General features: G+C 50.8%; 20 protein-coding genes and 1 tRNA gene. 18 read left to right on the top strand and 3 right to left on the bottom strand.

Translation table 11 applies throughout. The annotated features are described in order from the left end of the window. The first annotated feature begins 828 nt into the window (after positions 1–828). Positions 829–907: transfer RNA gene (locus NSU01_RS21055), tRNA-Pro, on the top strand. A gap of 67 nt (positions 908–974) precedes the next feature. Here NSU01_RS21055 and NSU01_RS21050 read toward each other — a convergent pair. Further along, positions 975–1169, bottom strand: coding sequence for a hypothetical protein (locus NSU01_RS21050; protein WP_039309369.1), 195 nt, complete (start codon positions 1167–1169; stop codon positions 975–977). A 229-nt stretch (positions 1170–1398) separates the two neighbouring features. On the opposite strand from NSU01_RS21050, the gene NSU01_RS21045 reads away from it, so the two are divergent. Beyond that, entirely contained in the window at positions 1399–1656 is a 258-nt protein-coding gene (locus NSU01_RS21045; protein ID WP_076246969.1) for a hypothetical protein, read from the top strand. A 52-nt stretch (positions 1657–1708) separates the two neighbouring features. Here NSU01_RS21045 and NSU01_RS21040 read toward each other — a convergent pair whose 3' ends face one another. Next, complete coding sequence (locus NSU01_RS21040) at positions 1709–2659, bottom strand: hypothetical protein (RefSeq protein ID WP_076246966.1); 951 nt, start codon at positions 2657–2659, stop codon at positions 1709–1711. Between the two features lie 272 nt (positions 2660–2931). On the opposite strand from NSU01_RS21040, the gene NSU01_RS21035 reads away from it, so the two are divergent. The 11 genes from NSU01_RS21035 to NSU01_RS20985 all read left to right on the top strand — a co-directional run bounded on the left by NSU01_RS21035 (position 2932) and on the right by NSU01_RS20985 (position 12753). Then, positions 2932–3234, top strand: coding sequence for a hypothetical protein (locus NSU01_RS21035; RefSeq protein ID WP_144026165.1), 303 nt, complete (start codon positions 2932–2934; stop codon positions 3232–3234). Between the two features lie 242 nt (positions 3235–3476). After that, positions 3477–3821, top strand: coding sequence for a 50S ribosomal protein L19 (gene rplS / locus NSU01_RS21030; protein ID WP_039309361.1), 345 nt, complete (start codon positions 3477–3479; stop codon positions 3819–3821). Between the two features lie 205 nt (positions 3822–4026). After that, positions 4027–4647: a signal peptidase I gene (gene lepB, locus NSU01_RS21025; RefSeq protein WP_076246963.1), complete on the top strand. Its 621-nt coding sequence runs from the start codon at positions 4027–4029 to the stop codon at positions 4645–4647. Positions 4648–4676: 29 nt separating this feature from the next. Then, a complete protein-coding gene (ylqF, locus tag NSU01_RS21020) occupies positions 4677–5537 on the top strand; it encodes a ribosome biogenesis GTPase YlqF (protein ID WP_039309356.1) in 861 nt (286 codons plus the stop codon). A gap of 613 nt (positions 5538–6150) precedes the next feature. Then, positions 6151–6762 carry a ribonuclease HII gene (locus NSU01_RS21015; RefSeq protein WP_231575431.1) on the top strand — a complete coding sequence of 204 codons (612 nt, stop codon included), beginning with the start codon at positions 6151–6153 and terminating at the stop codon, positions 6760–6762. 68 nt (positions 6763–6830) lie between these two features. Continuing rightward, the gene (locus NSU01_RS21010; RefSeq protein ID WP_076246959.1) at positions 6831–9035 is read left to right on the top strand and encodes a hypothetical protein; all 2205 of its coding nucleotides are present in this window, start codon (positions 6831–6833) and stop codon (positions 9033–9035) included. Next, a complete protein-coding gene (locus NSU01_RS21005; protein ID WP_039295123.1) occupies positions 9032–9334 on the top strand; it encodes an EscU/YscU/HrcU family type III secretion system export apparatus switch protein in 303 nt (100 codons plus the stop codon). The genes NSU01_RS21010 and NSU01_RS21005 overlap by 4 nt, the downstream gene beginning before the upstream one ends. After that, entirely contained in the window at positions 9331–9717 is a 387-nt protein-coding gene (locus NSU01_RS21000) for a YraN family protein (RefSeq protein ID WP_076246957.1), read from the top strand. Before NSU01_RS21005 ends, NSU01_RS21000 begins: the two co-directional genes overlap by 4 nt. Before the next feature lie 133 nt (positions 9718–9850). Continuing rightward, complete coding sequence (locus NSU01_RS20995) at positions 9851–10264, top strand: hypothetical protein (protein WP_052421921.1); 414 nt, start codon at positions 9851–9853, stop codon at positions 10262–10264. Between the two features lie 35 nt (positions 10265–10299). After that, the gene (locus NSU01_RS20990; protein ID WP_076246954.1) at positions 10300–10809 is read left to right on the top strand and encodes a metallophosphoesterase; all 510 of its coding nucleotides are present in this window, start codon (positions 10300–10302) and stop codon (positions 10807–10809) included. A 213-nt stretch (positions 10810–11022) separates the two neighbouring features. Then, positions 11023–12753, top strand: coding sequence for a YifB family Mg chelatase-like AAA ATPase (locus tag NSU01_RS20985; RefSeq protein WP_076246952.1), 1731 nt, complete (start codon positions 11023–11025; stop codon positions 12751–12753). Between the two features lie 400 nt (positions 12754–13153). Here the strand turns inward: NSU01_RS20985 and NSU01_RS20980 are convergent, their stop codons facing one another. Beyond that, positions 13154–13582, bottom strand: a complete 429-nt coding sequence (locus tag NSU01_RS20980) for an organic hydroperoxide resistance protein (RefSeq protein WP_039295134.1) — start codon at positions 13580–13582, stop codon at positions 13154–13156. Between the two features lie 148 nt (positions 13583–13730). On the opposite strand from NSU01_RS20980, the gene NSU01_RS20975 reads away from it, so the two are divergent. The 5 genes from NSU01_RS20975 (at position 13731) to topA (ending at position 20177) form a co-directional block, all read left to right on the top strand. Continuing rightward, positions 13731–14198: a MarR family transcriptional regulator gene (locus NSU01_RS20975; RefSeq protein ID WP_042138172.1), complete on the top strand. Its 468-nt coding sequence runs from the start codon at positions 13731–13733 to the stop codon at positions 14196–14198. A gap of 358 nt (positions 14199–14556) precedes the next feature. Beyond that, positions 14557–15714, top strand: coding sequence for an ADP-forming succinate--CoA ligase subunit beta (sucC, locus tag NSU01_RS20970; protein WP_076246949.1), 1158 nt, complete (start codon positions 14557–14559; stop codon positions 15712–15714). Positions 15715–15749: 35 nt separating this feature from the next. Further along, positions 15750–16679, top strand: a complete 930-nt coding sequence (gene sucD, locus NSU01_RS20965; protein WP_042138171.1) for a succinate--CoA ligase subunit alpha — start codon at positions 15750–15752, stop codon at positions 16677–16679. A 183-nt stretch (positions 16680–16862) separates the two neighbouring features. Beyond that, positions 16863–17981, top strand: coding sequence for a DNA-processing protein DprA (dprA, locus tag NSU01_RS20960; RefSeq protein ID WP_179093591.1), 1119 nt, complete (start codon positions 16863–16865; stop codon positions 17979–17981). Positions 17982–18080: 99 nt separating this feature from the next. Then, positions 18081–20177: a type I DNA topoisomerase gene (gene topA, locus NSU01_RS20955; protein WP_039295145.1), complete on the top strand. Its 2097-nt coding sequence runs from the start codon at positions 18081–18083 to the stop codon at positions 20175–20177. Positions 20178–20185: the final 8 nt, after the last annotated feature.

Here is a 20185-nt window from a genome sequence, read left to right as displayed (position 1 = left end):
TGATCAAATCCATAGAACAAATTAGCAGACACAGAAGATTCACACAAAAAATAAGAGCGGATGTGCGTTAATGCCCTTTTTTTAGGGTAATGAATAGAGGTGCCGCGATCATACATGCAGCTTTAGACGCAGCTAGCTTAATTATCGAAAGGAATGACTGAAAGTGACTACGAATACGCATGAACCCTTCAAGCCAGCCGTGGACACTGTCCACAAGGAGGCGGAGCCGCTCCGCACAGTAAGCGATATTATTGATTTCTATAAGAATCGTAAATCGTAACCCTCTAACTCAAGGAATGAACAAGACCCTGGAAGCAGGTTCCATAGGCTCGGTGATACTGTAGCAGAGCACACAAATAACCGCTAAAGACAGACGGACCCTAAGTTCGCTGGCTTTAGCGGTTATTTATTTCGTGATGGAGTGTAGAGAAACAGATCTATAGACACAAAACAACCCGTCTACATTCTGATCCCATAAAAAAAGACCGTCCGTAGACGGTCTTTCTACCCGAGGCGCTAGTTTGTACCTTTGATCCGTATCCCGCGCCACCAGGGCCAGTGATTCAGCCGTTGGTCCGGGTAAGGGATACGTTCAGCATGTCATGCTTGATGTGAACGCACCTCCTTTCCTTGTGCCAAGAGTATAGCATAGCTTATATGAAAAATCCATAAAATTTGAATAATAGTTTTAAAAAAATAAATATAAAATGTACTTGAAAGTAAAATAATTCTGCGGTATATATAAAATATAAACAGGAAGTAACCGTTTTCGGGCATATTGTTAAAAGAGGGCGCGTATCTTATTTTGTAGGCAAGCATACATAGATGTCGGGGTATAGCGCAGCCAGGTAGCGCGCATCCTTGGGGTGGATGAGGCCGCAGGTTCGAATCCTGTTACTCCGATCCAAAAAACACTTCCGTCAGGGCCGTTAGCTCTGTGGAAGTGTTTTTAACTTTTATGCGAATAACGCCGGTTAAGCTCTGCCCCTGTCCCTATCCTGGCGGGTAAGCATGATGATCCCGGTGACCAGTGAATATACAGCAACAACCATAAGCAGTACAATAGCCCAAGTATAATTGCGCACCGTGTAGGTGAGCGATGTGAATATGATGAACCAGGCGATACGAAGTACTCCTTCATTAATGAAACGTCTGCCTGCTGTGCTCATGATTCCTGCCTCCTTATGAATTGTAGATTATTGTTCACAATCGTAAGCGCTTCAATTCGTATTATTATCTTAATAATACCCCTTTTCTTCGAAAAATGATACACAATGTTCACAAGTTCTTGAATTCACAGCTGCAATAATTATAGACATTTGCCTCATGGCTATTGCCGTTACCGGCTTATCCCTCCCCTCATAAGATACAGAAACACGATTGAGGAGGAATCAGCAGATGGAAGCTTATTATAATTGTCTCCATTGTAAAAATAAGCGGGTGCGCATTATGACCACTGACGGCAAACGTCATGAAGGGGTTATTGTGGATGTGGACCAGAACAATGTGTATCTGAAAACAAAAGGCAACGGCAAAATGAAAATCTCGGCATTCTATCCGGGGGGCGCAGGGAATTATTATGGGGGGTACTTCGGCTATGGCAGCGAAATCCTTACACTCAGCCTGTTTACTTTGCTGGCCATTGCGCTGATCTGATAAGAGCACAAATTAAAAAGTGGGCTCCTGGAAAACAGGAACGCCCACTTTTCTAATTATTAACGGATATTGCTCCAATCTGGGTAGTTAGCGTTACCAGCGGACCGCCGCCGTTATAATCCTGCTTGCCGCCTGCAGCGCCGGCTATATGGCCCAGCTCACTCTCAGCTTCCACAGTACATTGTACTGAACTGGCAAGATCGGCGGATATTTTACCTATATCGCTTTCAGCTTTAAGACTACTGCCGCTATCCATACTGGAAATACCAAGCTCGATACTTCCTGTATTAGACTTAATTGAAGATTTGCCTGTGAAAACAGTATCCTGAAAAATGATGCTTCCGACATTGCTGACGATATCAAAGGTACCCTGCAGACCGCGGAGCTGTGTGGAGCCTACATTATTATTGATCTCAACATAGTTCACTGTATCCGGAAGCTCAACTACATAATTAATACTGAAGTCTGAATGCCCGTATTCCTTCTGTGACCAGTCCCAAAGATTCTTCTTCGGGCTATCCTCTCCGTGAGTGGAAACGGTCAGCACGCCACTTTTATGTTCAATCGATACTTCAGCGTGGTCAAGTACCTCGGAAGCGTCGTCGTTAGACGAACGATCATGGACAACAACGGTGGCTTTGACAACAATCTCGTCCCCGGAAGCGGGAACTAAGCTGATTTCACCCAGAACATTATCAAGCTTAAATTCAGAGGCTGAACCCGCCGGCAGGGAGGTGGAGAATTCTCTGCTGATACCCTCATCATTAATCTTTTGTTCAATCCTGTCTGTTGTCGTCTGGACTGCATCTCCTAGCGAGACGGTTGCCTTTCCGATGCTCTGCTTAACCGCCTCTGCGGCTTCCTGCTGGAAGTTTCCGGACAGACGCTGCTCCAGCTGATGATCTGCTGCCTCTTTACCGGGAAGCTCCCTGCATCCGGCCAGTAAAGCGATGGAAAAGACGGCTACTGCTGCAACAATTGCGGTGTTGTGATTTTTCTTCAATATATATACCCTCCTGAAGGTTAGTAATTTGCTTATGTATATTTATTATTATATATTATGGAAAATATATGGATAACGGGCTGGCGGCGGGTTGCTGTACTGGACCATAGTCCAGTAAGCCTGTTGACTACATTTTGATGATGCAATATGTTAAACTAGCGTTAGATCTAAAGACCGGAATAATCATTCCTGGCAGCTGGAACAGACCGGCACAGAAGGTAAGGCGGAACCAGGTCTGTTTACTATTTTGACTGATGAAGTCAGAGGAGCGGATGAGCCAAATGCAATATGCGGCGGTCTTCATTATTTTGTTGGTTGGTGCAGTTGTTTATGTAATTTCCCGCAACCGGATGAACAGGGAGCAGCCTCAAGCACCAATAACGGTTAAAGCCAGCAACGTAATATCTATGGAAGGGCACCGCAAGGCTAAGCAGAACGCTGCAGATCAGCTTTGCTCTTCCTGTAAGAAGAGAAACGGCAAGCTGGTTTTTTATGCCCAGGATAACGGAAGTGTGGTCGGACTCTGCAAGGATTGCAAGGTCAAAGCGAAGAAACGGGATATGCTGCCACTCTAAACAAGTAGCAACGCTATGCCGTCCTTAACAGGACGGTACCGTTTCAGCGAGAAATAGAAGGGGAATTTATAGTGCGAAGCATATATATTCTTCTATATTGAATTTTATACTTGTCTTTATTTCTGCCGTGTGGTAATATTATTTCTGTTGTGTGGAATACGGTGGTCCTCTGCGGATAATGAGGGAGAGCAATGGCTCTCCGGAAGAGGCAAGAACACCTGTACGGAAGGAGGAAGTCCTAAATGAATATCCTACAAGCAATTACGCAAGAGCAACTTCGCAAAGATATCCCGAGTTTTCGCCCGGGTGACACTTTGAAGGTGCATGTAAAAGTTATCGAAGGAACTCGTGAACGGATCCAGTTGTTCGAAGGCGTTGTAATCAAACGTCGCGGCGGTGGTATCGGTGAGACTTTTACAGTTCGTAAAATCTCTTATGGTGTTGGTGTGGAAAGAACATTCCCAATCAACTCCCCTAAGCTCGAGAAAATTGAAGTGGCTCGCCGTGGTAAAGTTCGTCGTGCGAAGCTGTACTATCTTCGTGAACTTCGCGGTAAAGCTGCAAGAATTAAAGAAATCCGTCGCTAGAATAGCGGCAAGTGAAAGGGGCTTGAGTTCAAGCCCCTTTCGTTTATTCTTACTATGTAATGAAAACATTGATTTAAGAAATATGTGCCTTAGGAACAGCTTCTCCGAAAAGGCCTCCTGAAGGAGTAATCGCGGGGGAGTTTTTGGCAGGAGTTTTTTTGTATTGTATAGTGGAGATAACAACATATGGAGAGGACGGTGAACTATGCAGCAGGATTTGCAGCCCGGGCAAGGTGAGATCATAGAATCTGACGGCCAAAGCCCCCGGAAGCCAAAAAATGAAGTCCTGGAATGGATTAAAGCGATAGCAATTGCATTGGTTCTGGTTATTCTAATACGCTGGCTTTTGTTCAAACCGTTTATCGTGGACGGACCTTCCATGCAGCCTAACTTCCATACTGGCGAACGGGTTATTGTTAATGAAATTCTCTATGATATTCGTACACCTCAGCGTGGTGAAGTCATCGTATTCCATGTGCCGTCTGAAGGCAGAGACTTCATTAAGCGTGTCATCGGTGTAGCGGGCGATACGGTAAAAGTTGAAGGGGATGTCGTAACTGTGAACGGCGAACCGGTAAATGAAACGTATATCCAGGGCGCAATTGATGATGCGCATAATAACAACTCTTTGTACAACAATAAGAACTTCCCGAATGAAGACTTTACGGATGGCACAGTGCCGGAAGGACATGTGTTTGTGATGGGGGACAACCGCTCAGACAGTACAGACAGCCGGATGATCGGTTATGTGCCGCTGGGTGATATTGTCGGCCGTGCGGACCTTATTTTCTGGCCGGTCAAAGATATTACAGTAATTAACCATTAAGCTGACAGAAGTCAAAGGAGGTGACGGCAATGGCCATTCAATGGTTTCCTGGTCATATGACGAAGGCTAGACGGCAAATTGAGGATAAGCTGAAGCTGATTGATATTGCAATAGAACTGCTTGATTCCCGTCTGCCGCTTTCCAGCCGCAATCCGATGATTGACGATATTTTGCGGGATAAGCCAAGGCTGATTATTCTGAATAAAGCGGATCTGGCCGATCCGGAAGCAACGCGCAAGTGGCTTGCTTACTTCAAGGAACAGGGCCATGTCGCCTATCCTGTGGATGCTTCTACCGGGACAGGCATTAAGGAGATTCCTGAGCAGGTCAAGCTGCTGCTGAAGGAAAAGATTGACCGGCAGATTTCCAGGGGAATTAACCCGCGGGCAATGCGCGCATTGATCGTCGGTATTCCCAACGTAGGCAAATCGACACTCATTAACCGGATGGCGGGCAGAAGTATCGCGATTACCGGAGACCGTCCAGGAGTCACCAAGGGCCAGCAATGGATTAAGACAGGCGGGAATCTGGAGCTTCTGGATACCCCGGGTATCCTCTGGCCGAAGTTCGAGGACCAGGTGGTAGGCTATAAGCTGGCGGTAACCGGAGCGATCAAGGAAGAAATCCTGAACATTGAGGATATCGCTTTCTATGCAGTAAAATATCTGGTGAAGGATTACGGCAGCCGGTTCCAGGAGCGCTTCGGTATCGACAAGCTGCCTGAGGATCTGGAGAACCCGGACGAAATCGTTGCCGTGATGGAAGCGGTAGGACGTAAACGGGGCTGTCTGCTCAGCGGCGGACGCGTAGATCTGGAGAAGGCTTCACGCGCACTCCTGCATGAGCTGCGTGCCGGCAAGCTTGGGCGTTTTACGCTGGAGACGCCTTAACTTAAGAATGAATTGTGGAATGGAAGAGCCATCCGTGTTTGTGGACTGGCTCTTTTTTTGCGTGGCAGGACGGGGAGTTGGCGATGGGGACGGGTAATGCAACTATGGGTTATGGATAACTGGGTGTTCCGCTGGATTGTTGTATGAAATACAATAATAATCCCGTTAAGCCGCTTGGAGGAGGGGGATGCTGCAATCTATACAACATTTATGGGATTGGAGCGGAACTAATGAAGGAAAAGTTGTATTTGCTGCAGGAATGTTAATTGGGGGACTGTTACGATGCAGCGGCTAACCCGGCTTTTTAATGGCAAGCAAGGCTAGATAGAAACGCAAAAGAATAACGAAAGCGAAAAGAAGTGTTTTGGACTTGAAGGAGCGAAAGCGAGCAATTGTGTTAATCAGTTTCAACTGCGGATAGAGGATTAGATCAAGTAATCCTGTGTTACCAAGCGGCCGGAAATCGAAATATTCAACGCAGGGAGAGCTGAGCTTCAAGTCAAAAAATCATTATAATGACGGATGACCATAATGGCCGCGTATGTTAAGCTGGCTAGTAAAGGAACTGGATAAATTGCTGATTGGCAGGTGGATAGAAGTGAGCACAATAGATATGCTGTTGTATGAAAAAGAAGGCTGGGAGCTGTCTTATCAGCACATTGCCGGTGTAGATGAAGTGGGCCGGGGCTGCTTGTTCGGGGATGTGGTGGCTGCTGCGGTAATTTTGCCGGCCGGGCTGATTATTGAGGGTGTGGATGATTCCAAGAAGCTGACGGCCAAGAAGCGTGACGCCTTGTATGAAATTATTATGGATCAGGCGCTGGCAGTAAGTGTAGGGCATGTAGAATCGACGGTGATCGATGAAATAAATATTAAGCAGGCTTCGCGTCTGGCTATGCGCAAGGCGGTTGAAGGATTAATCCAGCAGCCCGATTATATGCTGATTGATGCAGAGAAAGTGGACTTGCCTTTGCCCCAGCGTTCGATCATCAAGGGGGATGCGAGCAGCCAGTCGATTGCTGCCGCCTCGATTGTAGCTAAGGTTACACGCGACCGGCTTTGTGAAGGCTTGTGGGAGGAATTATACCCGGATTACGGGATCAAATTACATAAAGGATACGCAACCAAGCTGCACCGGGAACAGATCAAGACGCTGGGTGTAACGCCTATGCACCGGCGCAGCTTCATCGGTAATATTCTTGCCGAGCAGCAGACATTGTTCTAAGGATATATGCAGTTATCAAAAGGACAGATAATTCCGATATTAAATAGAAGAGACAGGAGGCGGACAACATGAATATCGGATCACTCATTCGCGGCTTGCTCGGGGACAGTAAGGCGGGAGAGCCTAAATCTGTAGAGCTCAAGGAAGGTCAGGTTGTTCGCGGCGTTGTACTCAGCGTGTCTGATTCAGGCAAGGAAGCCGTGGTGCAGATTCAGGGGACGCCTGTCCGTGCTGAACTGGAAACACCACTTACGCCTGGACAGACACTGAACCTGCAAGTGGGTACACCTGGTGAGAACGGATTGCCGGTGCTGAAGCCTGTCTCACTGGGTGAAGCGGCCCAGGCCTCACCGCAGAGTATGGGGGAAGCTATTGAATCGCTTGGCCTTACGAATTCGAAGGCAGGGCGGGAGATTGTTCAGGCGATGCAGTCCGGCGGATTGGCATTGACCAAAGAGACGGCGGCGAAGCTGGATGCGGTCATGAATGCCAAGCCGCCTGGTGTGCCAGCCTCGGAATGGCTGGAAGCGGCCGTTATCTCCGTGAAGCGCGGGTTGCCGGTTACGGCTGAGACGGTGAAGGGGCTGCAGCAGGCGGTATTCGGTCCGAGGCTGCATCAGCTGCTGGCCACGCTGGAATCGGAGCTGAACGTGTGGGCCCAGCAGGGTGATGCTGGTAAGAGTGCAGAAACGGCAGGAGGGAATAAACCTGCGGCAGGAGTGCTCACAGGCGGGACCACAGCTCCTGTTACCGGAAATACGGTAACGGCTGGTGTGCTGCCGGGAGTCAATGCAGATGCTGACCTTCCGGCATCGAAAGCTGGCGCAACAGGTAATAGTGCTCCTTCGGGGGCAGCCGGTTCTGTAGAGACCCAGTCTGGATCAGGAATGGTAAGTAACACTGGGAGTAATAATGGTAACGTCAATGCTGGCAATACTCAAGCAATAGGAAGTGCTGGACAGGCTGCTGCAGCTTTGAATGCAGATGCTGCAGCAGAGGGGGAAGTGCCTGGAGGCCTGGCGCAGAAACTGCCGTTGTCCGAGGCGGCGTCCGCCAATAAGGCTGTATCCGCAGGAGATGCAGAGCCTGCGGGAGCAGCAGCGGCCAAAGGAAACGGCAGCACTGACTCGGCAGGCTCAGGTGCTGCTGCGGCTGGGCGGAACGAAGCCACAGGAGTGCGGGAAGGTGCGGGGGCGGCTGCGGCTGGCCGGAACGAAGCAGCAGGACCGCGGGAAGGCGCGGGGGCGGCTGTGGCTGGCCGGAACGAAGCTGCAGGAGTGCGGGAAGGCTCTGGAGCCGCTGCGCAGGTAAGCAGTGCTCCGCAGCCGCAGAGCACATCATCGGGCACTGCCCTGCTCGCGAAGCTGCAGGGCGTGCTCACCGAGCTGCGCGTCACGCTGCCGCAGCTCGCTACAGCCCCGCTCGCCTCCGGCGCGGCGGGCGAAGGCCCTGCGGCCGCGCAGCCGCCGCAGGGCAATGCCGCCCCGCCAGCACCGGCGGGGCAAGGGCAAGTCCCCGCTGCGCCGCGCGGGGACGCTTCTGCTGCGGCTGCGCAGCCGCAGCAGGGCACGGCGCCCGCCCCCGACACGGAGTCGTGGGTGGGGCGGGTGCTGAAGCTGCTCGGTGCGGAGCACGAGCAGCAGGCCGTGCGCGGCGGCGTTGCCGCAGCTGCGCACGGGCGTGAGGCAGCGCTGCCGGCTGCAGCGCTGCAAGGGGCGTCCGGCGGCGCGGAGGATGCGGCCGGTACGCTCAAGGGCGTGCTGCTGCAGGTTCTCGGCAGCAGCGAGGTCCCGCCCGCGGTCAAGGAAGCCGCGGGCCAGCTGGTGCAGCAGCTGACTGGCCAGCAGCTGCTGCTGAATACAGACCGCACCGCGCCGTTCGCGCAGGTGACGATGTTCCTGCCGCTGCGGGGGCAGGACGGCCAGGAGACGGCTTCCGTCCATATCCAGTCCCGGCGCGGCCGCAAAGGCGAGCTGGATGCGGCGAACTGCCGCCTGTGGTTTGATCTGGATATGAAGCAGCTCGGCCAGACTATGGTAGACGTACAGGTCGTTGACCGGATTGTCAGCCTTAAGCTGCATAATAATGAACCCTGGGTGCTGGAGCTGCTGGAAGGGCGCCGTGAGGACATTAAGACAGCGGTTGAGTCTATAGGGTATCAGCTGTCCAGCCTGCGCACGGAGCCGTTGCCTGAGCTGAGTACGGCTGCAGCTCCTGCCAAACAGTCCGATTATGTTCCCGATTCCTACAAAGGAGTCGATTACCGCATATGAGTGAGTCGGAACATAAGGTTTCACAGAACCTCAAAAAGGCGGTTGCCCTTAAATATATCCCCGGCCAAAGCGAAGCCCCGGTTGTTGTTGCCAAAGGACAAGGCTCGGTAGCCGATATCATTCTGCAAAAAGCCAAGGAAAACGGGGTTGCTGTGCAGGAGGATGCCGCGCTGGTGGAGGTCCTCTCTAAGCTGGATCTGGATCAGCAGATTCCGCCTCAGCTATACCAGCTGGTCGCGGAGATTCTGAGTTATGTATATCAGAGTGACCGTTCTGCCGGGGAACGGAGACCGAAGTGAGTCACGGGGCGGACAGGACGAATTACACCCGCAGGCAAAAAGGGGCTGCTGCCGAGCAGGCGGCAAGTCTGTATCTGTCCTCCCGGGGATACATAATCAGGGAGTGCAACTGGCGCTGCCGCAGCGGAGAGCTTGATATTATTGCAGAATATGAAGAGGGGATTGTCTTCATTGAAGTGCGCAGCCGGAGCGGGGCTGGTGTGCAGGGAACCCCGGAGGAGTCAGTGGATGAACGCAAAATCCGCCAGGTGAGAAATACAGCCCAGGTGTATTTACATATGCGGGGTCTGAATAACCCGGTGATTTCGTTTGATGTAATCGCCGTACAGCTAAATAGAGATTTAAGTATTGCTTCATTACGGCATATCCGTGAGGCATTTTAGCTCTTTTTTTGCCTGTGTTCAACGATTTTGCTTATTTATCCTTGACATATCATGGGCTCCATGGGTCATTTCTTGAAAGAAATGGGTAAACATTAGTGTAACTTTTAATGTCACCATGAGGAGGGCTGTCCGAGTGAGAAATCAACCGATTGATATACAGGTAAGTTTTACTTGCCAGCATTGCGAGCACAGAGTCGTAGCGGAATTGGGCGGAGAGCCTCTGTCCGTTGTCTGCTGCAGCAATTGTAATAAGACATTTACCGTTATGCGGCCTGCAATAGCGGAAGAGATATTAATTGACTGGGAGCATGAGGCTTTATTCCATAAAATGCGTGCGGAAAAAACGGAAAGCAGCAACAGCAGCCTGTTGTCACTTGTCATCAATGTCATCGAGCTGCTTACCTGGAAGGATAAGGGGAACGGTCAGGTAGAGGCCATTAAGGAAATGCGTCAATGGCTGATCGAGCATGAGGAAACCCCTCCTTTGGCCGAGTTAATTCAGGTTGACGTGAATCGGCGTTCGTCCAAGAGAAACTGGAATAAATGAGCCATTCCTGAAGTACTTGAAATGGGGGAGCTGTTTTGACTAATGTCTTTTTCACCTCGGATCATCATTTTGGCCATAAGCTGATCATAGATTTCGAATCCCGTCCCTTTGGCAGTGCCGCGGAGATGGACCAGTCGATGATTGCTAGCTGGAACGCTGTGGTGGGCAAAGGGGATAAGGTATTTCATCTGGGGGATTTCTCCTTCTTGAATCAGGAGGCTACCCGGAATATCGTTTCTGCGCTGAACGGCTACAAAATCCTGATTCTCGGTAATCATGACCGCGGACGCGGGCGTAATTGGTGGCTGGAAGCCGGATTTGACGAGGTCAGTGAATACCCGATCATTTATAAAGAGTTTTTTATGCTCTCCCATGAACCTATGTATATGAACAAGCATATGCCTTACGTAAATGTGCATGGCCATATTCATGGACAGAAATATGAAGGCAACAGCCATTTTAACATTTGTGTAGAGCACTGGAATTATGCGCCGCTGTCCTTTGAACAGATCAGGGATGCCGTTGTGGCCAGTGAGGAAGGCTGAACAAATTGATTCTCTAGTCATAGATGCACAATTATGCAAGACGGATGGGAATTGGGATTTGTGCAGCGGCTTGTGCGAAATAGTCCTTGCATGATAGAAGGGGCAATAGGTATACTCAACATAATAAAGCTAACGGAAAAAAGAGGAAGCACCCTTTTTCTTGGAAATAAACGCCCGTTCCGGGCGTATTTCAGGAGGAGAGGTGTTTTTTTTGTGTACGGAAAGATGCATAGTGCATGTTTGTACGGTATTGAAGGCGTAATGATCGGCGTGGAAATTGATCTGGCGAACGGGCTGCCGCAGACGATAATCATCGGATTGCCGGATTCTGCTGTGAGGGAAGCGGTAGAGAGAGTCCGGGCTGCGGTTAAAAACTGCGGCTACAGCTATCCTCAGCAGCGCGTTACGATCAATCTGGCACCTGCAGATCTGCGCAAGGAGGGATCGGCGTTCGATCTGGCCATCGCCCTGGGGATTCTGACAACAAGCGGCCAGCTTATTATGCCGGATGCCGGGAAAATGCTGCTCATCGGAGAATTGGCGCTGGACGGCAGTCTGCGTCCGGTGAATGGGGTGTTATCTATGGTAGAGGCAGCGCGCCGGGCAGGGTTTCAGGCAGTCCTCGTACCACCGGGAAATGCGGCCGAAGCGGCGCTGATTACGGGAATCCGTGTATATACTGCCGGACATTTGCGCGAGTTGTCACCGTCAGCTGCCGGTGTTCAGGCTTCTCCGTCTACGGTAGAGCCAGCTCCAGGACTGGAGCCGCGATTACCTACAGAAGTGCCGGATTCGGAAGTTCAGGAACTACCCATGCCGCAGACAGAGCTGCCGTTTCCGGTATCGGTTAGCAATGAGCCGTCCCCGAGGAACCGCCCGCCAGTTCAGGTGCTGACGCTGGACCATCTGAGATATCAGCCGGTAGGGAACAAGGTTCTTGCGCCGAGCCGGGAGGATCATCTGATGAAGGAGGATTACAGCGATGTCATTGGACAGAATCACGTGAAGCGCGCGCTCACTATTGCCGCTGCCGGAATGCATAATATTATCTTGATCGGCCCTCCGGGGACAGGCAAAACGATGCTGATTAAACGCCTTCCCGGCATTCTCCCTGACCTGAGCGATGATGAATCGCTGGAGGTGATGAAGATATTCAGTGCCGCCGGTAAGCTGAGGGACAGCAAATGGGGCCTGATGCGCCTCCGCCCCTTTCGTTCCCCGCATCACACGATTTCGGCTGCCGGACTGATTGGCGGAGGGGGAATACCGAAGCCGGGAGAAGTCAGTCTGGCACACCGCGGAATTCTGTTTCTGGACGAGCTGCCTGAATTCTCCCGTACGGTGCTTGAGGTGCTCCGCCAGCCGCTGGAGGACGGGGTAGTGACCATCAGCCGGGCCAGAGCGTCGTTCACATTTCCCGCCCAGTTTCTGCTCGCCTGCTCCATGAACCCCTGCATGTGCGGGTTTCTCGGGAACGGCAACTCACAGCAGCGGTGTACCTGCAGTCCGGCCCGAATCGCCCAGTACCGGGCCAAAATCTCAGGACCGCTGCTGGACCGGATGGACATGCAGGTTGATGTCCCCCGCCCGAAAGAATGGGACCGGAATGTGCCGGCGTTGTCTACAGCGCGGATGCGTGAGGACGTTCTGCGGGCTCAGGCTATTCAAGCTAAGCGTTACCGGCACCTGCCGATCTCCTGGAACAGTGAGCTTTCCGGAGCGGCGTTACGCCGTTACGCAGATCTAAGGCATGAAGAGAGTATGCTGCTGAACCATATTCTGGAGAGTCTAGGCCTCAGCATGCGGGCGCATGACCGGATCATTAAGCTGGCCCGCACCATCGCCGATCTGGAAGGGGCAGAGGAGATTGGTTCTGCGCATCTTGCCGAAGCTGTCCAGTACCGTAATCTGGACCGCCAGGTGACGGCAGAGGAGGAATACTAAGTGAGCGTTATCTTGTTCATTCAAGCCTGAAATGATCGGGAACTGGTCATCTAAAGGATTCTGAGTCTGTTTGACATACAAATCTGCCGTATCTGCATATATAAAGGAATTTCACTCCATCAGCTGGTAGTCACCCAAGAGTCGTGCTGAGTTTCCGCCGGGAAACGCACATCATTAACTCTTTTGAAAGTTAATTGTAGTGCGGGTTAGATAGAATACTCGAAGACAAATGGATAGATTAACACGGGACCCAAAGCATAAAGTTTGCCGATCAACGGCAAACACCCTGCCCGGGGCCGCCGGACAGGGCGTTTACTTTAAAGAAAGTATGGCTATATAAAGGGCAGGCTGGGGATAGAACATGTATACCCGGTCTTGTAATTATACTGAGCAGTATGTCTTACAGCACATTCAGTTCAACTTCTATATTGCCGCGGGTAGCGCGGGAGTAAGGGCATGCGCCGTGAGCTGCTTCTACCAGCTGTACTGCAGTGTCGTGATCTACGCCTTTGACCAGAACATCCATCTTCACGGCAATGCCGAATCCGCCGTCTTCAACTTTACCGAAGCTTACGGTTGCTGTTACTTCACTGCCCTCAATCTTTATTTTACCCATACGGGCAACCATATTCAGTGCACTGTCGAAACATGCGGAATAGCCTGCTGCGAACAGCTGCTCAGGGTTAGTGCCTTCACCGCCGGCGCCGCCCATTTCGCGTGGTGTGCTGATGGTAAGGTTCAGCTTAGGACTTTCAGATTCAATATATCCTTGTCTTCCGCCAACCGCTTTTACTGTAGTTTCATACATTTTCTGTTGAATAGTCATCATTATAAATCGCTCCCGTTCGTTTTCATAATGTATTGTACACAACTTAATTTAACACAATTAAAATAAAAGTCAATCTATTTTCCGCTATTAACATGATATTATGAATGAATTGTGATAAACTAATGTCACAAAGGCAGGTGAAGAAGATATGCAAGAAGAAACTATGACCCCTCCGGAGCTAATGCTTGAGAATCAGCTCTGCTTTACGATTTATGCCTGTTCGCGTGAATTTACGAAGCTGTACCAGCCTCACCTGGACAAGATCGGATTAACGTATTCGCAGTACCTGGTTATGCTTGTCCTCTGGGAGAGACGGCAATGTACGGTCAAGGAGCTTGGTGAAGCTCTGTTCCTGGACTCCGGTACGCTGACTCCTCTGCTCAAGAGACTGCAGGCTGCAGGCCTGATTCTGCGCGAACGTTCCTTGCAGGACGAGCGGAAGGTGTTAATTTCATTAACCGCACAAGGTTTGGCACTACAGCAGGATGCGATGTGCATTCCCGGTAAAATGGCCGAAGGCACCATGCTCTCCCCCGAGGAGTTTGTTGGACTGCTTGGCCAGTTCAAAGACCTGCTCGCCCGTGTTCATGAGAGCAATATTAGCAATTCGAAATAGTCTATCAGCACAAAGTCAATGCAATCGTTCGCATTCCGGCATGAAATTGAGCGAAAATGTATGTATAAATAGTGAAAGTTTTTAAGGAAAGCGCTTATAAAACATGTTACAATATTCTGGGTTTCACATTCTGGCATATAGGTAATTATAGATATCACTCTGTAATATGTTCTATATGCCACTAGCAGAAAACTGTACCGTTAACGGATTTAGTATTCAGGCGGCGGTTTTCTGCATGTGCCGGGATATTGCCAGTTTTCACCGGTCTGGACCCGGCTTTGGACAATCAAAACGGAATGCGGAATGGCTGCAGGCTGCCTGCTACACGGCCACCGCAAAACTTTAGGAGGCTTCCGGTATGAATATCCACGAGTATCAGGGAAAAGAAGTACTTAAGAAGTACGGTGTAGCCGTACCGAACGGAAAAGTAGCTTATACAGTGGAGGAAGCAGTGGAAGCTGCCGCAGCGCTGAGTACACCGGTAGTTGTAGTCAAAGCCCAGATTCATGCAGGCGGACGCGGTAAAGCCGGCGGCGTCAAGGTGGCGAAGAACAGTGATGAGGTTCGTGCCTATGCGGCTGAAATCCTCGGCAAGACGCTGGTCACCCACCAGACGGGACCCGAAGGCAAGGTAGTGAAGCGGCTGCTGATTGAAGAGGGCTGCCAGATTGTTAAAGAGTATTATATCGGACTGGTTGTAGACCGTGGTTCCGGGCGGGTAGTCATGATGGCTTCCGAGGAAGGCGGTACAGAGATCGAAGAGGTGGCGGCCACACATCCGGAGAAGATTTTCAAGGAAATCATTGATCCTGCAGTGGGACTACAGACCTTCCAGGCGCGTAAACTGGCTTACAGCATAGCCATACCTTCAGAGCTGGTAAATAAAGCTGTCAAGTTCATGCAAGCGCTATATCTGGCTTTTGTGGATAAAGATTGCTCCATCGCGGAGATTAATCCGCTGGTTGTAACGGCTGACGGAAATGTGATGGCGCTCGATGCTAAGCTGAATTTCGATTCCAACGCGCTGTTCCGGCATAAGGATATTCTGGAGCTCCGTGACCTGGACGAAGAGGATGCCAAAGAGATTGAAGCTTCCAGATACGATCTTAGCTATATTGCGCTTGACGGCAACATCGGCTGTATGGTGAATGGTGCGGGGCTCGCGATGGCTACCATGGATATTATTAAATATTACGGCGGAGAACCGGCCAACTTCCTGGATGTAGGGGGCGGCGCAACCACAGAGAAGGTAACCGAAGCTTTCAAGATCATCCTCTCGGATGATAAGGTAAGCGGGATTTTCGTTAATATTTTCGGCGGAATCATGCGCTGTGATGTCATTGCTACCGGTGTAGTTGAGGCAGCAAGACAGCTCGGGTTAACGAAGCCGCTGGTTGTACGTCTTGAAGGCACGAATGTAGCACTGGGCAAAGAAATTCTCGCCGGGTCGGGACTGAATATAGTTGCTGCCGATTCCATGGCTGACGGTGCCCGTAAAATTGTTGCTCTGGTGTAATATTCGACAATAAAAGTGAGGATGTGACCTGACGCATGAGCATTCTTGTAGATAAACATACGAAAGTCATCACACAGGGAATTACGGGCGCTACGGGCTTATTTCATACTAAAGGGGCACTGGATTACGGCACCCAGATGGTAGGCGGGGTAACCCCGGGCAAGGGAGGAACCTTTGTTCAGATCACGCTTGACAATGGCACGGAAGCCAGTCTCCCGGTATTTGATACGGTCGTTGCCGCCAAAGCAGCTACAGGTGCAACCGCCAGTGTGATCTATGTACCGCCTGCCTTCGCGGCTGATTCCATAATGGAAGCTGTGGATGCTGAAATGGAACTTGTCATTTGTATCACAGAAGGCATTCCTGTGTTGGATATGGTTAAAGTATCAAGATATATGGAGGGCCGTTCTACTGTATTGATTGGTCCCAACTGTCCGGGGGTTATCACGCCAGGAGAATGTAAAATCGGGATTATGCCGGGTTATATTCATATGCCTGGTTATGTAGGGGTTGTCTCGCGGAGCGGAACATTAACCTATGAAGCTGTACATCAGCTGACGGAGCGTGGTATCGGCCAGTCTTCGGCTGTAGGTATCGGCGGGGATCCGGTCAAGGGATCGGAGTTCATTGATATTCTGAAGCTGTTTAATGATGACCCGGGCACCAAAGCAGTCATCATGATCGGAGAGATCGGCGGGACGGCAGAGGAAGAAGCGGCTCAGTGGATTAAAGAGAATATGACAAAGCCTGTAGTCGGCTTTATCGGGGGCGTTACTGCGCCTCCCGGCAAACGGATGGGCCATGCCGGGGCGATTATTTCAGGCGGCAAAGGAACGGCCAGCGAGAAGATCGCTGTGCTGGAGTCCTGCGGGATCAAGGTCGCGCCAACGCCTGCGGAGATGGGCTCTACGCTCGTCAGTGTGCTTGAGGAACGCGGCATTCTGAATGCTTTCACCACCCACTAGAGCTCAGTCTGCAGAATCACAGAAAGATCACTGCTTTTACCTCTGATTCATGTATAATCATTTTAAAGGTAAGCAACCTTTTGTCCCGGAGTACCGGGGTGAAGGGTTGCTTTTTTTGTCTTTTTTCGGCAGTTTATGTAATCATTAAGGAAGGCTGGCCCTTCCGTATAGGAGAGAGTGCATATGGAAACGCGGGATCTGCTGTTCGGTTTGAATGAAGTAGAAGGCATTGGATGGAAAAGTATGGACAGAATACGCCAGGCGGGCCTTTTAACGAATGAAGCTTTGTCCTGTTCCGTTACAGATTGGGAGCGGGCCGGAATCAGCGGCAAAATTTCGGCCAGACTTAACGCTGTCTTTAATGAAGAATGGATTCTGCAGCGCCGCTCTTTAATGGAAGCAAGCGGGGTTTCGATGGTGACTTTGCTGGATGAAGGGTACCCTGTCCAGTTAAAGGAAACCCCTCAGCCGCCTTGGGTTTTGTATTATCGCGGCCGTCTGGAGCTGGCTTCCCGTCCTTCTGTAGCTATGGTTGGTACCCGTGTGCCTACTGCCTATGGACGCAAGATTGGTGAAATGCTGGCTGAACAGCTCAGTGCGGCCGGTCTCACGGTTATAAGCGGCCTGGCGAGAGGGATTGACAGTGTCTGTCACGAAGCTGCATTGACGGGAGCCGGAAGTACCATTGCGGTGGTCGCAACGGGGCTGGATAAGGTCTATCCGCCTGAGAACCGTGAGCTGGAGCAGCAGATTTCACGTGTCGGGCTTGTGCTTAGCGAATATCCGCTGGGCACCCCGAGCCATCCCGGGTTATTTCCGCAGCGCAACCGGATTATCGCCGGACTGTCGCTCGGCACGGTGGTGGTCGAAGCAGACAGCCGAAGCGGTTCCCTGATTACCGCCGACGCTGCGCTAGAAGCAGGAAGGGATGTGTTTGCTGTCCCGGGTCCGCTCACCTCGCTCAAGAGCAGAGGCGCATTAGAGCTGATTAAACAAGGTGCGAAGGTGGTAACAAGCTCCGCGGATATCGTGGAAGAATACTTAGCTTATCTGCCTGGAAAGGGTACTTCAGGGACTCCGGCAAGCGGTTCCGGGCCTTCCGCCGGAGACGGGTTAATCGAAAAGAAATTGACAAGTGAGGAGTTACACCTTTACCATATACTGCATCAAGGCCCCTTTACACTCGATGAGCTCCTGGCGTCCACGAGGTGGGATTTTGGACATTTGCATTCAGTTCTGTTATCTTTAATCATAAAAAAAGCGGTAACACAATTGCCGGGTGCAATTTATAAGGTAATTTAATATAGAAGTAACCGTGTTAAGCATAGACTCTTGATTTCCGCCGGGCCTGAGGGCAGGTTCAGGAGGATATATGCTTACAAACTTTTGGGAGGAAAACCTATGGCAGATGCGTTGGTTATTGTAGAGTCACCGGCAAAAGCAAAAACGATTGGTAAATATCTGGGCAGTAAATATATTGTAAAGGCATCAATGGGACATATCAGAGATTTGCCGAAAAGTCAGATTGGTGTGGAAGTGGAGAATGATTTCAACCCCAAATATATAACGATCCGCGGCAAAGGCTCTATCTTGAAGGAACTCAAGGATGCCAGCAAAAAAGTGAAAAAAGTCTATCTCGCAGCTGACCCGGACCGCGAAGGTGAAGCTATTGCCTGGCATTTGGCGCATGCGCTGGATTTGGACAACACACAGGAATGCCGGGTTGTCTTTAATGAGATTACGAAGCAGGCAGTGAAGGATGCTTTCAAGACTCCGCGCAAAATTAACATGGATCTTGTGAATGCCCAGCAGGCCCGCCGTATTCTGGACCGGCTCGTCGGATACAAGATTAGCCCCCTATTATGGAAGAAAGTCAAAAAAGGCCTGTCCGCAGGACGGGTACAATCGGTAGCTGTGAAGATTATTATGGACCGCGAGAACGAAATCTCTGCTTTTGTTCCCACAGAATACTGGAGTATTACTGCGAAGCTGGGCATCCGCGATTCCCTGTTCGAAGCCAAGTTCCACAAGCTCAATGGCGACAAAAAAGAGCTGGGCCAGGAGAGCGATGTACAGGAAGTATTGGATGCTATTAAGAATTCCGCCTTCCAGGTTAAAGAGGTAAAAGAGAAAGAAAGACAACGGCATCCTTCCGCTCCGTTTACAACAAGCTCACTGCAGCAGGAAGCTGCGCGTAAGCTGGGCTTCCGCGCATCCAAGACCATGTCTGTTGCTCAGCAGCTCTATGAGGGGGTTGAGCTGGGCAAGGAAGGCACTGTCGGTTTAATTACCTATATGCGTACGGATTCCACCCGTCTGTCTGCTACGGCCCAGGAAGAAGCTAAGGAGCTGATCCTCTCCAAATACGGTGAGAAGTTCGTTCCCGAGACACCGCGCCAGTATTCCAAGAAAGCTGCGGGAGCCCAGGATGCGCATGAAGCGATCCGTCCTACCTCGGCGCTCCGTGAGCCTGACATGGTCAAAGAATTCCTGAGCCGTGACCAGTTCCGCCTGTATAAACTGGTTTGGGAGCGTTTTGTTTCCAGTCAAATGTCTTCAGCCCTGCTTGATACGCTGTCTGTGGATATTACAGCAGGCACTGCGATTTTCAGAGCCGTCGGGTCCAAGGTTTCTTTCCCGGGCTTCATGAAGGTATACGTAGAAGGCAATGATGACGGCACAACGGATGAGGAGAAGTATCTGCCGCCGCTTAAGGCCGGCGATGACTTAACCAAGCATGATATCGAGCCGAAGCAGCATTTCACTCAGCCGCCTCCAAGATATACGGAAGCGCGTCTGGTCAAAACGCTGGAAGAACTGGGGATCGGCCGTCCGAGTACGTATGCGCCAACACTGGAGACGATCCAGAAGCGCGGATATGTAGCGATTGAAGAGAAGAAGTTCATGCCGACCGAACTCGGTGAGCTGATCATAGAGCAAATGGAAGAGTTCTTCCCGGAAATTCTGGATGTGGAATTCACAGCCCATATGGAAGGGGATCTTGACCATGTGGAGGAAGGTGCTGAGGACTGGGTGAAAGTGCTGGCCCAGTTCTATGAATCTTTTGAGAAACGTCTCCTCTACGCCGAAGAAGAAATGAAGGAAATTGAGATTGAAGATGAAGTTTCCGATGAGCTATGCGAGAAATGCGGGAAGCCGATGGTCTACAAGCTGGGCCGTTTCGGTAAATTCCTGGCCTGCTCCGGATTCCCGGACTGCCGTAATACGAAGCCGATCATCAAGGATATCGGAGTAAGCTGTCCGAAATGTCATGAGGGTAAGGTTGTTGAGCGCCGCAGCAAGAAAGGCCGTGTCTTCTACGGCTGCGATCAGTATCCGGGCTGTGACTTTGTATCCTGGGATAGACCGTCGGTTAAACCATGTCCTGTCTGCGGCTCCTGGATGGTAGAGAAGCGCAACAAACAGGGAACTAAGCTGCAATGCACTTCTTGTGATCATACCGAGGCAGTGCTGGACAACGAAGAGCTGGCAGAATAATTGTGTTA

The organism is Paenibacillus sp. FSL H8-0259 (assembly GCF_037963255.1).
In the GTDB taxonomy this organism is placed as follows: domain Bacteria; phylum Bacillota; class Bacilli; order Paenibacillales; family Paenibacillaceae; genus Paenibacillus_AQ; species Paenibacillus_AQ phytohabitans.
This window is presented reverse-complemented; position numbering and strand designations above follow the sequence as displayed.

Bases quoted from the DNA above. Each gene is read 5' to 3' on its own strand.
- NSU01_RS21050 (WP_039309369.1), bottom strand. From the start codon at position 1,169: ATGAGCACAGCAGGCAGACGTTTCATTAATGAAGGAGTACTTCGTATC.
- NSU01_RS21045 (WP_076246969.1), top strand. From the start codon at position 1,399: ATGGAAGCTTATTATAATTGTCTCCATTGTAAAAATAAGCGGGTGCGC.
- NSU01_RS21035 (WP_144026165.1), top strand. From the start codon at position 2,932: ATGAGCCAAATGCAATATGCGGCGGTCTTCATTATTTTGTTGGTTGGT.
- rplS (WP_039309361.1), top strand. From the start codon at position 3,477: ATGAATATCCTACAAGCAATTACGCAAGAGCAACTTCGCAAAGATATC.
- lepB (WP_076246963.1), top strand. From the start codon at position 4,027: ATGCAGCAGGATTTGCAGCCCGGGCAAGGTGAGATCATAGAATCTGAC.
- ylqF (WP_039309356.1), top strand. From the start codon at position 4,677: ATGGCCATTCAATGGTTTCCTGGTCATATGACGAAGGCTAGACGGCAA.
- NSU01_RS21015 (WP_231575431.1), top strand. From the start codon at position 6,151: ATGCTGTTGTATGAAAAAGAAGGCTGGGAGCTGTCTTATCAGCACATT.
- NSU01_RS21010 (WP_076246959.1), top strand. From the start codon at position 6,831: ATGAATATCGGATCACTCATTCGCGGCTTGCTCGGGGACAGTAAGGCG.
- NSU01_RS21005 (WP_039295123.1), top strand. From the start codon at position 9,032: ATGAGTGAGTCGGAACATAAGGTTTCACAGAACCTCAAAAAGGCGGTT.
- NSU01_RS20980 (WP_039295134.1), bottom strand. From the start codon at position 13,582: ATGATGACTATTCAACAGAAAATGTATGAAACTACAGTAAAAGCGGTT.
- NSU01_RS20975 (WP_042138172.1), top strand. From the start codon at position 13,731: ATGCAAGAAGAAACTATGACCCCTCCGGAGCTAATGCTTGAGAATCAG.
- sucC (WP_076246949.1), top strand. From the start codon at position 14,557: ATGAATATCCACGAGTATCAGGGAAAAGAAGTACTTAAGAAGTACGGT.
- sucD (WP_042138171.1), top strand. From the start codon at position 15,750: ATGAGCATTCTTGTAGATAAACATACGAAAGTCATCACACAGGGAATT.
- dprA (WP_179093591.1), top strand. From the start codon at position 16,863: ATGGAAACGCGGGATCTGCTGTTCGGTTTGAATGAAGTAGAAGGCATT.
- topA (WP_039295145.1), top strand. From the start codon at position 18,081: ATGGCAGATGCGTTGGTTATTGTAGAGTCACCGGCAAAAGCAAAAACG.